This window comes from Chryseobacterium sp. JM1 (assembly GCF_000737715.1).
Classification (GTDB): Bacteria; Bacteroidota; Bacteroidia; order Flavobacteriales; family Weeksellaceae; genus Chryseobacterium.
This window is the reverse complement of sequence record NZ_JPRN01000009.1, coordinates 39,967-54,300: the sequence shown is the minus strand read 5'-3', so window position 1 is coordinate 54,300 and position 14,334 is coordinate 39,967. Positions and strand designations below refer to the sequence as shown.

The following is a 14,334-nucleotide window of genomic DNA, read 5'->3' as shown; positions in this document are numbered from 1 at the left end:
TAGTTTTAATTTTAAATAGGCTGATACGGTCGTACCGTCTTATTGACCAATCGCTTCAGTCTTCTTATTTTTACTTTTGAGCGTTTCGAAAGTCTGAAATATTTGGTGACGTTGGTTAATAAAACGCCCAATAGTATCACAGATAATCCATACAGCTGGCTTCCGTTAATGGTTTGTCCTGCTACGATCCAGCCTGCAAAGACTGTAACAATGGGGTTGATGTAGGTATGTGTACTTACCAAAGCCGCAGGTTTTACAGAAAGCAGCCATATATAAGATAAATAAGCGACGATCGATCCGAAGAACACCAGAAACAGTACACCAGCCCATGCCGATACAGGAACATTGGAGAATGAAAAACCGTGCCATTCCTGTCTGAATGATGCAATAATAAATGCAGCGACCCCCGCTGTGATCAGCTGTTGTGCAATATTCATAAAGGTAGACTGTGAAGCCGGATTTTTCTTTGAATATAAAGATCCCAACACCCAGGCCACTGAACTTAATGCCAGTACAATGAAGGCTGTGATTCTCAGGTTTCCATCTACTGCCGTGTGATGTGCGCTGGAAACACTTCCGTTCAGGAATAATATTAAACCTACAAAACCTATGATTAATCCAATTGGAATAAATTTATCTGAGAAATAATACTTCCAGTTTTTCTTATCAATCGCAATGAACCAGAACGGACCTGTTGCAATGGCAATTGCCGCTTCAGAAGCTGATACATACTGTTCTCCCCAGGCTACCAAACCCGTTCCACCAGTAAGAATTAATATTCCCGTGATGGCATTCTTTTTCCAATTGATTAGGGAATTGGCTTTTTCACCCTTAGCCAGCAGCCATCCGATCATCATCAGTCCAGCCGCCAGAAAACGGAATCCGGAAAGGATAAAAGGTGGAAATCCTTTCAGACCAAATGAAATGGCGAGGAATGTAATTCCCCAAATGACGTAAATATTGATAAATGCCACCGGCAGCAGCCAGCTGTTTTTAGAAGTGCTCATTCTGTATGTTTTTTGTGTGATGGGTAAAATAAAAAGGCCCTACAACGTGGTAAGGCCTCTGAAATATGTGATATAAAAGTAAGGTCAGCCACGGAATTTCTGATGCATAGGCATACAGTTGCACATCATCATAGTTTTGATGTTTTGTTTCTTAATGGATTGATGTTTAGATCCTTGTTTCATTTTATTTTCTTTTCCTGAATACGGTTGCAAATATAGGGCATATATTTTTATTAGTCCACTAAAAAGATAGACTTTTTAATATTTTTTATTTAAAAACTGTTTAATATATTGTTTTTCAGTTGGTTAATTTTAGTTGATTAATGACAGGAATAGATCTGATTACATTATTCACAAAGAATAAAATCACGAAAAATTGAATTTTGTTATTTTAAATCTGATATTACTAAAGAAAGAAGATTGTAAATTGTCAATAGAATTTCAGAATGATAAAATAACAAAGCTTTACCGAAATTATCATAGATCATTACTCAGTTTTACTAAAGAACCTAATTTTGAAATATTAATTTAAAAGAATAAAAAAATGGAAAGAACAGAAATAGTTTTAGGAAATGTAAGAGGAGAAATCCAGCTTTTCTCAGACGACCAGAAAGCAGGGAAAATGGACATTTCAGTGATCGGAAAAAAATTAACCGTTTACCATACGGAAGTTAATCCTGAACACGAAGGAAAAGGTTTTGCCAAAATATTGCTGGAAAGACTGGTTTCCTATGCAAGAGAAAATGATTTGAAAATCGTACCGCTTTGTCCATATGTTCACCTACAGTTCAAGCGTCATCCGGATGAATACAATGATGTCTGGCTGAAAGAAGATTAAGAAATTGTATAGTTTATTTTGCGTACAGTTAAAAATAGAATTGTATTTATACCAAAATATTAGCCGTATTAACCAAAAAATAAGATAAATATTCAATAGGAGCGGGCTTCAGCCCGCTTAAATTAGCCCAGCAATAAATCGGCTTTAGCCAAAACCAGGCGGCACCCCAAATATATCAAATGCCAACAAGCTCTAACTTCTAACATCTAACTTCTAATATCTAAACAAAAAATGCACGAACACCTCCTTTTAATACTTGGACTCCTACTCGTCGTCATGCTTCTGGTTATGCTGGCACAGCGCATCAAAATTGCCTATCCTATATTTCTGGTATTGGCTGGGTTGGGAATCAGTTTTATTCCTGGAGTTCCTGTTTTAAAATTAGATCCGGAAATTATCTTCCTGATATTTTTACCACCTCTTTTATATGAAGCGGCGTGGTACACTTCCTGGAATGATTTCTGGAAATGGAAACGGACCATTTCATTAATGGCTTTCGGATTGGTATTTTTGACCTCTATTGTTGTAGCTTTTGCTGCTCAGTCTATCATTCCGGGGTTCACACTAGCTTTAGGATTTTTGTTAGGTGGAATTGTTTCTCCACCCGATGCCGTTGCCGCAACTACGGTTTTAAAAGGTTTAAAAGTTCCGAAAAGAACCATTGCTATGCTGGAAGGAGAAAGTCTGATCAATGATGCTTCATCACTGATTGTTTTCAGATTTGCTTTAGCGGCGGTGATGACGGGCGTTTTTTCCATGCAGGAAGCTACAGGACAGTTTTTTCTTGTTGCGGGAATGGGAGTTGTGGTAGGTATCGTGGGCGCTCATATTTTTTACGCCATCCATCGGTTTCTACCGACTACCCCGGCGATTGATGCGGCATTGACTGTGATGACGCCCTATATTTTATTTTTGGGAGCGGAGCATTTTCACTTTTCCGGAGTAATGGCAGTAGTGAGCGGAGGATTATTTATGTCTTTCCGTGCCCATGAAATTTTTAAAACGGGAACCACGAGAATCAATATGACAGGAGTCTGGAACACATTGATTTTCGTGATGAATGCTTTGGTGTTTGTCTTAATCGGATTGGAACTTCCCGATATTATCAATGGTCTGGGTGAAACTTCTTTGATGGACGGTATAAAGTATGGTTTAATCATCAGTTTAATCGTGATTGTTGTCCGTTTGCTTTGGATTTATCCAGTGGCTCATATTCCGAGATGGCTGAGTAAAAAAGTACGCCAGGACCCAAGCCCGGGCTGGAAAAACCCTTTGATCATCGGTTGGGCAGGGATGCGAGGTGTAGTTTCATTAGCTACAGCGCTGTCAATTCCGGTAATGATGAATGACCAGGCTGAGTTTCCGTTAAGAAACTTAATTATTTTCATTACGTTCGTGGTTATTTTTGTGACATTGGTTTTTCAGGGTTTAACGCTTCCTTTGATTATTAAATTAACCAAAATTGGAGAGATTGATCCTATTTTACCGTCTCATGAGCAGCAGACAGGAATTCAGATCAGACTGGATCATTTGGCTGTTGACAGATTGAATGAAAAATATGAAAAAAGCTTAACCGGCAACAGTTTGGTCGGGAATTTAAAAGAAAACCTGCAAAATGATATCAAGCTTCATGAGAGCCACCTAAGTTCTCTGGAAATGTGTACCAACAGGCAGAATGACCTTAAAGAATATCATGAGATCATGTTGGATATTTTTGCCATACAACGGAAAGAACTGTTCAGGCTGAAAAGAGAAAAACTATTCAGTGATGATGAGATCCGAAAAGCAGAATCTCAATTGGATTTAAATGAATTAAAGATAACAGGAAACAGGCATCTTTAATTCTAAAGCTTAATACTCTTCACTTTTAATACAGAATACAATGAAAACATTACAATTTTTAGTCATTGGAAAGAATCAGGAAATTCTTGAAACCTTGAAAAGAATCATCGAAAATAATGAAGGCTGGAAAGCTGAAATCCAAAACGATGAAACCGCTTCCTACGATTATATCAGAGAAAATCAGGTTGATATTGTGCTTCTAAGTTCAGGTTTGGAAGAACAGTTCGAAAAAGACATTAAAATATTTTGCGAAAATTTAGATAAAGAGACTAAAGTAATCGATCATTACGGTGGCGGAAGCGGACTTTTAAAGAATGAAGTTTACAGCCTTTTCCCTAATTTGCAGCGATAAACTTTATAAATGTTTGAAAATATCATCCGGAACGTCAGCCGATTTATAGATCTTACCGAAGAAGAACAGAAAACCTTTACCGGTTTATTGAGCTGCCAGACATTTTCTAAAAAGGCCGTTTTGTTAAGGGAAGGAGAGATTTGCCAGTTTGAGGGATATATCCAGAAAGGCTGCGTAAGGCTGTACTGTCTGGATGATAACGGTACAGAAGTTACCCTTTTATTTGCCATTGAGGACTGGTGGATCAGTGATATTGCTTCATTTCAGGAACAGAAGCCTTCAAAAGTATACATTGAAGCCCTGGAAGATTCCGAAATCTATGTCCTGACTCCGGCTACTAAAGAAAAATTACTGCAAGAAATTCCAAAATTCGAAAGAGTTTTCAGAATGTTGGTGCAAAGAAATCTATCCACTCTTAAAAATCGTCTGGTGGATACCATTTCCAAAACGGCAACAGACCGTTATCTTGAATTCATTAAAATATATCCTTCCATTCCACAAAGAGTGGCCCAGTATTATATTGCTTCCTATCTTGGAGTATCGAAGGAATTTGTGAGCACCATAAGAAAGCGTCTTGCTTCCAAAGAAAAATAGATTTTGTCATGTGACTTTTTGTTTGATAGGCTGTTGAAAACTATTCTTTTAGTAATTTTTTTAACGCAAAGATTGATCATAAAGCCGTTTATTTAAGTCTGCAAAGGTGAGATCAATCTTCGATTGACCCGACTAAGCGCAAGTTTATCCATTCAGCTTCATCAACGATGCGGACAGGTCCATTTGCTTCCCTCAAAATATCCAATAGAATAAAAATATGCGTAATGATCTGTGTCAATCTGTGAAATCAGTGGTTAGAAATGTAACCTCTCGCAGATCCCACAGATTACGCTGATTATAGTCGTGTTATTTGTGAACTTATTTGTGAAATTTGTGTTTAAAAGCGAAATATTTCCCTGAAAAATAATTACACCTTATTCCCCTCAATTTTTTAATAAAAAAAGCAATTTATTAAACTAGTTAAATGCACAGCGATTTCAGTCTCCCTAAATTTGTTCTATCAAAATCAAACAAATAACGACAAGATATGGACAGAAAAGATTTTTTAAAGAAAGGTTTATTGGGAACCGGGATGTTTGTAGCATCTGCTTCTCTCGGAAATACCATGAAAAATGAGATCGATGAGATTGAGCCTTTAGAACCCATCGGATACAATCACTTACCCAATCCTGAGTCGAAAATTAAAGGTAATTCCGTGATTCATAAGGCGGATTCAAGAGGAAAGGCAGATCATGGTTGGCTGCTGAGCCAGCATACATTCAGTTTTGCCAATTATCACAATCCTGAAAGAATGCATTTTGGAGTGCTGAGAGTTTTAAATGATGACAGAGTAGAGGCGGGCAGGGGCTTTGGAACGCATCCTCATGATAATATGGAAATCATCAGTATCCCGCTGGATGGCGATCTTGAGCACAAAGACAATATGGGGAATACTACCGTGATCAAAAGTGGAGATATCCAGGTGATGAGCGCTGGAACAGGGGTAATGCACAGCGAATTTAATAAGAACAGCAATAAACTTGTCAAATTTCTGCAGATCTGGGTATATCCGAATAAGAGAAATGTAACGCCAAGATACGACCAGATCACCTTAGACAAAACAAAAAGCCACAATGCGTTTCAGCAAATCCTCTCTCCAAATGCTGATGATGAAGGCGTGTGGATTCATCAGGATGCCTGGTTTCATTTGGGACGGTTTGAAAACGGTGTGGAAACCAGTTACCAGATCAAAAAAAGTGGAAATGGAGTGTATGCTTTTATCCTTAAAGGAAGCGCAGAAATTGAAGGTCAGAAATTGGAAGAACGGGATGGATTCGGAGTCTGGGATATTAAAAACCTGAATATGAAATCTACCGCAGAACATACGGAAATCCTGCTAATGGAAGTTCCGATGGCCATGTAATCACGAACGGAAAAGATTTGAAACCATGAAAAATTTTATGCTATCATTTGCAGCGGGTTTATTATCCTTAACACTGACTGCTCAAAATACAACCCCTGTTGGCACTTCGAAAAACTGGGGATCCGTAGACGGAATCTCAATGATCGGCTTGGTTCAGGGACCTTCATCTGCAGATGCCCAATTACAGGTGGCCTGTGTGTTTGAATACACGGAAAATGATATCCACAGTGCTCAGGCTTTACCCGCCAATCTGAACGGTTTAGTGCATTTGGATGATGCATTAAAAGGTGAATTTACAAAAATCAGACAGTCGGGACAGTTTAAAGGACATTCGTTGGAAACCATTTTAATCACACCGCCCACTGGTTCTATGTCTGCCAAAAAACTATTACTGATCGGGTTGGGTGATCGCAATAATTTCACTCCCGAACTGATGACTTCCGTAGGTGAAGTGGCCGCCCGTGAAGCAATGAGATTAGGTGTAACGAACTTCGCGTTTGCCAGTGATCTGAAAGACGCCGGAATAGATTCTCCAACCGCTTTGGTAGCCGGAAATGTAGTGAAAGGGATTGTACTGGCCAATCGTTCTGAAACCTATCTAAAAGACCATCAACTTTCCCATACAAAGAAATTGAAAAAAGTATACCTTCTGGCAGGCCGATCTTTCTTTGAAGTAGCAGGTGGCGGAATTCAAGCTGCAATTGCCGAAGTGAATAGAAAATAATGAACCCGTTTTCATTAATATTGTGAAGGCTCTCCTTTTTTAAGGGGAGTTTTTTGTTACAATTATTAGTATGAGTGGAACGCTCGTACCCGCAACTAAAGTCCATCCGCAACAGATCTGCTACCATTCATTTAACCTTAATCCTAAACATTTATATTAACACAATCAAACCTCTTCCGTAGGAATAAACGTCGATGCTCATACCTATAATTTTCAAACATCAACTCTCAACTAAATTAGCTTAATCCAAAAAAAATCCCGACTTTTGTCCCCCTTCAATAATTCCGAAATTCATGAAACTTTGTATTGCCGAAAAGCCCAGTGTTGCCAGAGATATCGCCAAAGTATTAGGTGCTACCACGCCTAAACAGGGCTATATGGAGGGCAACGGATACTGTGTGACATGGACGTTCGGACACCTTTGTACCTTAAAAGAGCCTCACGATTATGGACCTCAGTACAAATCCTGGAATTTGTTTTTACTGCCGATCATTCCTGCCAGTTTTGGGATCAAATTAATTCCAAATAAAGGCGTTGAAAATCAGTTTAAAGTGATTGAAAGATTGGTGGAGGAATGTGATGAGGTCATTAACTGTGGTGATGCCGGGCAGGAGGGAGAGCTGATCCAGCGATGGGTTTTACAGAAAGCAAAATGCAACAAACCTGTTCAGCGTTTATGGATTTCGTCCCTTACCGAAGAAGCAATCAAAGAAGGTTTTGAGAACCTGAAACCTGCTGAGGATTATAAAAATCTTTATCTGGCAGGAAATGCAAGAGCAATCGGTGATTGGCTGCTGGGAATCAATGCGACAAGATTATTCACCAAAAAATTTGGAGGAAACAAAGCGGTTCTTTCCATCGGAAGGGTACAGACGCCTACTTTGGCTATGCTGGTTCAGCGGCAGAAAGAAATCGATGCATTTAATACTGAGGAATATTGGGAACTTAAAACCAAATACCGTGACGTCATTTTCAATGCAGCGATTGACCGTTTAAAAACCTTAGACCGCGCTGAAAAAGGACTTGAATATCTTAAGCTCAACCCATTTGAAATTGTTTCTTTTGAGATTAAAGAAGGAAAAGAAAAAAACCTCAGACTTTTCGATTTGACAGGACTTCAGGTGGAGGCCAACAAGAAATATGGCTATTCCGCAGAAAATACCTTACATTATATCCAAAGTCTGTACGAGAAAAAGCATGTGACTTATCCGCGTGTAGATACCACTTATCTATCCGAAAGTTTGTATCCTAAAATTGAAGGCATTCTCCGAAAAATGCATTTTTATCAGGATCTGGTTGCTCCATTATTGGAAGCGCCTATTCCTAAATCCAAAGCCGTTTTCGATGATGCGAAAGTAACTGATCACCACGCGATTATCCCGACAGAAGTTCCGCCTTCTCAGAATCTGAGCAGGGAAGAAAAACTGATCTATGATCTGGTGGCCAAACGTTTTATTTCTGCTTTTTATCCGGAATGTAAGATTTCAAATACATTAGTGGAAGGAAAAGTGGGAACCATTCCTTTTAAAACAAGCGGAAGACAGGTTCTGGAACCGGGATGGAGAGCCGTTTATGCAAAAGAACCGAAAGAAGAATCAACAGATAAAGAAAAAGAAAAGGAGGAAGAACAGACCATTCCTGAATTTACCGTAGGAGAAAGCGGACCGCATGATCCAATGATTCACCAGGGAAAAACGACTCCACCAAAGCCTTACACGGAAGCAACGCTGCTGAGAGCCATGGAAACTGCCGGAAAACAGGTAGAAGACGACGAGCTTCGCGAATTGCTTAAAAATAACGGGATCGGAAGACCTTCCACCCGTGCGAATATTATTGAGACCCTTTTCAAAAGGAAGTATATCGAGAAGAAAAGAAAAAATCTTATCGCTACCCAAACCGGAATTCAACTAATTGATACCATTGAAGACGAACTTCTGAAAAGTCCGGAACTGACCGGAGAATGGGAACAGAAACTCCGTAAAATTGAAAAAGGCGAGTACGAAGCCAACCAGTTTAAAGAAGAACTCATCCAGATGGTTTCCGAACTTACCCGAAAAGTGGTGGACGGAAAAGGAAAAGTGATCATGCTGCAGGAAGAAGAAAAAGAAGAGGTCAAAGAAAAGAAAAAGCGTGAACCTGCCGTAAAAAAAGAACTTCAGTCTTGGGAAGAAACCCAATGTCCGAAATGTAAAGAACACAATCTGATCAAAGGAAAAACTGCAGTAGGTTGCTCCGATTTCAAGAACTGTGGTTTCAAAATTACATTTGATATTTTCGGGAAGAAGCTTTCTGATAAACAGCTTTTAGATTTGGTTTTAAAAGGGAAAACTTCAAAACTGAAAGGATTCACGACTCACTCAGAAGCTTTGACGGAAGGAGTTCTGACACTTGAAGAAGGTTTTCAGGTACAGCTTGCTTAAAATTTACCGGAATAATTGATCATACCATCCACCAAGATCTTTCTTGATGGCATCGTGATTTTTACATAAAATCTGCGCCAGTTGCAGCTGTGATCTTTCAGATTTGTAAGGATTTAAAGTCAGGTAGCCGAAAAAATTTCCATCCTGATCCAGAATTACGGGAGGATACGAAGCATAATCGCTCCAAGGTGAATAGGTACTGTATGAACTTCCATAGTTTCCGGAACCATTCCATATAGATTTTGAACTGAGCAGATTTCCATAATCACCGTAAGGATTCCAGATCGAGTTTTTATCAAAAGTATCACAATTGATGCAGCCCAGGTACTGGTCTTCATTGGAACCGCCGTACAGATGCAGTGTCTGCGCTTGAAAAATACAGCACAGAAGCAGGCTTAGGAATGTGAAAATCTTTTTCAGAGGCATATGGATGTTTGTTTCCTGCAAAGCTAGTATTTTTTGTAAGTATTTTTGGAGACCACACCTTCAAAAATACTTCGAATTTTTGCCGCCGCGCCGGAGGTTGAGAATAATTTCCACCAATGAACAATATCATCATTAAAATCAGATTGAGTTGCTTTTTAGGGTAAGCTTTTAAACCATTAAGATGAGTGAAGAAGATGAGGATAGTTAAGAAAAATCAAATGATTTTTTAAGCCATATCACTAAAAAAAAGCGAAGCTGCTCTTAATATTCTTAAGAACTTAAATGCTCTTAATGTTTCAATTATTTAATAAACAGATTGTACCACAACGAATAAAAATCTTTGATTTTTTTTTAAAAGTTAAGTGTACTCTTTTGCAGTATGAATTTAAACTTCAAAATAAACTAAAGTGTTCAAAAGCTTTTGCCTCTTTTGTGGTTAAAGACTAGCCGTATTATTTAAAATTTCAGCATCAGTAAGTAAACTTATTCCCAATTTTCTGGTATTTCTGAAAAACATTGGTGTACTTTGTATTTACATTCAGATTAAAATACATATTCATGACTCCGGAAAAAAAGAAACTCATGACGGACAGCTTCGGCCGTTCAGAAACATTAAAATTTTACAATGCCGAACTCTTGGAAGTAGACACCGATTTTGTCTCCATTAAAATTCCAAAAATGGAAATGATGACGCGGAAAGCAGGAATGTTCAATGGTGCTATGATTGCTTCGCTGGTGGATGTTTCTTCAGGATATGCTTCAGTAAGTCATTATAAAGACGATTGCTATGTAGTGACTGTTGAGCTGAAGGTCAATTATCTTCGTCCCGCACTTGGGGATGCCCTGATATCGAGGTCTTACGTGATCAAAGGCGGTGCAAAAATCATTGTGGTAAGAACTGAAATTTATGTCATTGATGAAAGTACCGGTTCGGAAAGTCATGTGGCGACTTCACTGGTCACCATGATGAGGATCAAATAAATAGAACTTCATCAATCAAAATATTCGGTAAATAGAGCGATTACGGGTCTTTTTCCGGATGAAATGGAACAGGATTTGCAACGTAAACACCATAACATTAAAAAATAATAATATGAACTTAATTATCAGGCTGTTCATTACAGCAATCGTTGCCTACCTTTTGACTAAGGTGCTTCCCGGTGTACATTTCGAAGGATTTTCTTCGGCTATTATTTTTGCCATCGTACTGGGGGTATTAAATATTTTTGTAAAACCTATTTTAGGACTTTTAGGGCTTCCGCTTACAATTATCACATTGGGATTATTTGCCTTGGTGATCAATGCTGTGATTATTCTGATTGCAGATTATTTTATAGACAGTATGGTAGTAAGTGGTTTCTGGTGGGCACTGATCTTTAGTGTACTGCTGTCCTTTGTAACTTCACTGGCGAATTCCATGTTTTCAGATGGAGAATAAATAACAACACATATCGCAAAATAAAAGAGGCTGTCCGGATAGGACAGCCTCTTGTTTTAACAGTATTTCTCAATCCATTTTATGCATTGTTCGTACGTCATTTTCTGATTGGGGGTAGTCATATAACGTGCATTGATGGGTTCGTTTTCGGCAATTTTTGCCATAATCTGTTCAAGGGTTTTGCCTGCAAAATTAACCCTTGTGTCAGTATCTTTACCATATTTTAAATGGTTCTCGTGGATGTGCCAAAGGTTAGGTGCGCCTGCATCTACCGATGTTCCTTTAAAATTTCCTGTTTCTGGTGTACTCATGATGTAAATTTTTAAATGGTTTTAATTAATATATGGGACGGTTGATTTGTTTCGATGGTAAAGATGTTATTTTGATGATTTCGTTGAAGTAAAATTCAGGTTTTGAGGGGTAAGAAAAAAGAGGGAAAGTACCCATCTTTAAAAAACAGGGGTTTTCCTGTAAGACAAATCCCGGCTTGTGAAATGGAATTTTCTTGTTAATTCTTTCGTTCATTGGTATTTTAAGTACTAACTTTGGGGATCTTTGAATTAAATAAAAGGAATTAATGAAATCGGCGTGATTTCATATTTCCGTTAAAAATGAATATCAACATATGAAGCTTAAGTACAGTCTGCTTGCTCTGGCAGCTCCTCTCTTAATGAATGCACAACAGTTAATGACACCTGAAATCCTCTGGACTTTGAAAAAAGTGGGAGTACAGGCAGTTTCACCGGATCAGTCTTCACTTATTTATAAAGTGGGACAGGTAGATCTGAAAACAGAAAAAACAAAAAGCGAGAACTACTTTCTCAATGTTCTTAATAACCAGTCTTCGAAAATAGATTTCGGTAAAAAAGCCCTTATTCAGTGGGATAAAAACGGAATTTATGCACAGGAAGGAGATAAAATCTACCTTTCAAAAGACAGCGGGAAAACCTGGTCTGAATTTTATACCATCGGGGAAGCTGATAATATCGTGATCTCTCCGGACGGTAAGAAAATCGCGTTCAGTAAGCAGGTTCTGGTAGAGAAATTGATGGGGAAAGACAAATACAGCGATACGCCTAAAACTACGGCTCAGGTGTATACTGATCTGAACCACAGACACTGGGACTATTTCAATGAAGGAAAATACAACCACGTATTTGTAGTCAATACCACAGACAAAGCAGAGTCTGCAAAAGATTTATTGGAAGGTAAAACTTGGGATTCTCCTCAAAGACCTTTCGGTGGAGCAGAAGACTTCATCTGGAGCCCGGATTCTACTCAGCTTTTATACGTTACAAAACCTAAAAGCGGAAAAGAATATTCCACAAGTACGAACACAGACATTTTTGCCTACGATCTTGCTTCAGGAACAACAAAAAATTTAACAGAATCCAATAAAGGATACGATGTTAATCCAAAATTCAGTCCTGACGGAAAATCCCTGATCTGGCAGAGTATGGCCAGAGACGGTTATGAAGCGGATAAAAATGATGTGAAAATCATGGATTGGAAGTCCGGTAAAACCACAAACCTTACGGCTGGCTGGGATGAAAGTGTTTCCGGAGATGTATTCTGGAGCGGAGATTCCAAAGCGATCTATTTTACAGCTGCGTTCAGAGGAACAAAACAGCTTTTCTCTTTAGATCCGAAAGCAGCAAAAGTTCAGCAGATCACAAAAGGTGATTTTGACGTTAATGAAATCTTTACGGATAATAAATCTTCACTTTTAGTAGGAAGAACAGACGTGAACCATGCAACGGAATTATTCTCTGTCAATGTGAAAAACGGAGAAATGAAGCAGGTAACCGAAGCCAACAAGGAAGCTTATGCTAAGCTGGCACAAGGGAAATCTGAACTGAAGATGGTGAAAACAACGGATGGAAAAGAAATGGGTGTATGGTTCCACTATCCACCAAACTTTGACCCGAATAAAAAATACCCTACACTGGTATACTGTCAGGGAGGACCACAATCTGCATTGACACAATTTTTCAGCACAAGATGGAACTTCTCTCTAATGGCAGCCAACGGATATATCGTAGTGGCTCCAAACAGAAGAGGAATGCCAGGCTGGGGAACAAAATGGAACGAAGAAATTTCCAAAGACTGGGGCGGACAGCCGATGAGAGACTATCTGGCTGCAACAGATTTTGCGAAAACATTACCTTATGTAGACGGAGAAAGAGTAGCGGCAGTAGGAGCAAGCTACGGAGGTTACAGTGTATTCATGTTAGCCGGAATCCACGAAAACAGATTCAAAACCTTCATCGCACACGATGGATTATTTGATATGAAATCATGGTACCTTACTACGGAAGAACTTTGGTTTGCCAATTGGGATCTGGGTTCTCCATGGGAAAAACCACTTCCGAAAGCATACACAGAATTCAACCCAAGTAATTTTGTTGAAAAATGGAACAAGCCGATTATGATTTTCCAGGGAGGGATTGATTTCCGTGTGCCTTACGAGCAGGGTCAGGAAGCTTTCCAGGCAGCTAAATTAAGAGGCCTGAAATCTAAATTAGTTTATTTCCCGAACGAAAACCACTGGGTACTTCATCCTCAAAACGGATTGGTATGGCAGAGAGAATTCTTCGATTGGCTAAAAGAAACTTTGTAAACTAAAAATGAATAATTAAAATGAATTGAATTTCTTTTAATTATTTCTGAAAATATCAATAGAAACGGGCTTTAGCCCGTTTTTTTATGCATTCATCCGAAGGCTTTAGCCTGACTTTTCTCAACCTCAATCTTAATCTCAGCCTCAACATTTTTTATATATTTGAGTATGCAAAACAGAATTTCCTCGTTTCCACCCTTAATTGATGCTCAGTCTGAAATCTTAATTTTGGGTTCAATTCCCGGTGTCAAATCTTTGGAGAAGCAACAGTATTACGCTCATCCGCAAAATAAATTCTGGACGATTATTTTCAATTTGTTCAGTGAAGAATTTACAGATGATTATACTCAACGTTTAGATATTTTAAAGAAACATCACATAGCAGTCTGGGACGTCATCGATTCCTGCGAAAGAAAAGGAAGTCTGGATTCTGAAATCAAAAATGAAGAAGCCAACCAGATCGCTGAACTTTTGGATGAGCATCCCAATATCAAAGCGGTTTTCTGTAATGGTGGAAAATCGTACAAAAACCTGCAAAAGCTTTTAGGGAAAAATTACAGGGTACCAATTGTTCAGCTTCCTTCTACCAGTCCTCTGCATACGGTATCTTTTGATGTCAAATTGGAAGAATGGAAGAAGATTATGGAATTCCTGGTGTAAGGGGAAAACTTAATTGTGGGTTTCGGGGCGGGAGCTTCGCTCCCCGCCCC

Annotated in this window: 14 protein-coding genes; 11 read left to right on the top strand and 3 right to left on the bottom strand. The window is 38.8% G+C overall.

The features are described 5' to 3' along the window. Window positions 1–11 precede the first annotated feature (11 nt). Complete coding sequence (locus IW22_RS15305; RefSeq protein WP_051891259.1) at window positions 12–1,007, bottom strand: EamA family transporter; 996 nt, start codon at window positions 1,005–1,007, stop codon at window positions 12–14. A 544-nt stretch (window positions 1,008–1,551) separates the two neighbouring features. Between IW22_RS15305 and IW22_RS15300 the strand changes: the two genes are divergently transcribed. The 7 genes from IW22_RS15300 to IW22_RS15270 all read left to right on the top strand — a co-directional run bounded on the left by IW22_RS15300 (window position 1,552) and on the right by IW22_RS15270 (window position 9,140). Next, the gene (locus IW22_RS15300) at window positions 1,552–1,845 is read left to right on the top strand and encodes a GNAT family N-acetyltransferase (protein ID WP_034728021.1); all 294 of its coding nucleotides are present in this window, start codon (window positions 1,552–1,554) and stop codon (window positions 1,843–1,845) included. A gap of 231 nt (window positions 1,846–2,076) precedes the next feature. Further along, the gene (locus tag IW22_RS15295) at window positions 2,077–3,687 is read left to right on the top strand and encodes a Na+/H+ antiporter (protein ID WP_034728019.1); all 1,611 of its coding nucleotides are present in this window, start codon (window positions 2,077–2,079) and stop codon (window positions 3,685–3,687) included. A 40-nt stretch (window positions 3,688–3,727) separates the two neighbouring features. Further along, on the top strand, window positions 3,728–4,039 hold the full coding sequence (locus IW22_RS15290) for a hypothetical protein (protein WP_034728016.1): 312 nt from the start codon (window positions 3,728–3,730) through the stop codon (window positions 4,037–4,039). 9 nt (window positions 4,040–4,048) lie between these two features. Beyond that, window positions 4,049–4,633, top strand: coding sequence for a Crp/Fnr family transcriptional regulator (locus IW22_RS15285; protein WP_034728013.1), 585 nt, complete (start codon window positions 4,049–4,051; stop codon window positions 4,631–4,633). Between the two features lie 487 nt (window positions 4,634–5,120). Next, window positions 5,121–5,996, top strand: a complete 876-nt coding sequence (locus IW22_RS15280; protein ID WP_034728011.1) for a pirin family protein — start codon at window positions 5,121–5,123, stop codon at window positions 5,994–5,996. Between the two features lie 25 nt (window positions 5,997–6,021). Then, on the top strand, window positions 6,022–6,720 hold the full coding sequence (locus IW22_RS15275; RefSeq protein ID WP_034728008.1) for a M17 family peptidase N-terminal domain-containing protein: 699 nt from the start codon (window positions 6,022–6,024) through the stop codon (window positions 6,718–6,720). Window positions 6,721–7,013: 293 nt separating this feature from the next. Next, complete coding sequence (locus IW22_RS15270) at window positions 7,014–9,140, top strand: type IA DNA topoisomerase (protein ID WP_034728006.1); 2,127 nt, start codon at window positions 7,014–7,016, stop codon at window positions 9,138–9,140. Between the two features lie 3 nt (window positions 9,141–9,143). Here IW22_RS15270 and IW22_RS15265 read toward each other — a convergent pair whose 3' ends face one another. After that, the gene (locus IW22_RS15265) at window positions 9,144–9,587 is read right to left on the bottom strand and encodes a hypothetical protein (RefSeq protein ID WP_228384054.1); all 444 of its coding nucleotides are present in this window, start codon (window positions 9,585–9,587) and stop codon (window positions 9,144–9,146) included. Between the two features lie 537 nt (window positions 9,588–10,124). Between IW22_RS15265 and IW22_RS15260 the strand changes: the two genes are divergently transcribed. Continuing rightward, window positions 10,125–10,547 (top strand): PaaI family thioesterase, encoded by a 423-nt coding sequence (locus IW22_RS15260; RefSeq protein ID WP_034728002.1) that lies wholly within the window; start codon window positions 10,125–10,127, stop codon window positions 10,545–10,547. Window positions 10,548–10,659: 112 nt separating this feature from the next. Then, window positions 10,660–11,004, top strand: a complete 345-nt coding sequence (locus IW22_RS15255; protein WP_034728000.1) for a phage holin family protein — start codon at window positions 10,660–10,662, stop codon at window positions 11,002–11,004. A gap of 56 nt (window positions 11,005–11,060) precedes the next feature. Here IW22_RS15255 and IW22_RS15250 read toward each other — a convergent pair whose 3' ends face one another. Further along, window positions 11,061–11,315, bottom strand: coding sequence for a hypothetical protein (locus IW22_RS15250; RefSeq protein ID WP_034727997.1), 255 nt, complete (start codon window positions 11,313–11,315; stop codon window positions 11,061–11,063). Window positions 11,316–11,629: 314 nt separating this feature from the next. Here IW22_RS15250 and IW22_RS15245 point away from each other — a divergent pair, with 314 nt between their 5' ends. Next, window positions 11,630–13,624 carry a S9 family peptidase gene (locus IW22_RS15245; RefSeq protein ID WP_034727995.1) on the top strand — a complete coding sequence of 665 codons (1,995 nt, stop codon included), beginning with the start codon at window positions 11,630–11,632 and terminating at the stop codon, window positions 13,622–13,624. 168 nt (window positions 13,625–13,792) lie between these two features. Then, entirely contained in the window at window positions 13,793–14,284 is a 492-nt protein-coding gene (locus IW22_RS15240; RefSeq protein ID WP_034727994.1) for a DNA-deoxyinosine glycosylase, read from the top strand. Window positions 14,285–14,334 lie beyond the last annotated feature (50 nt).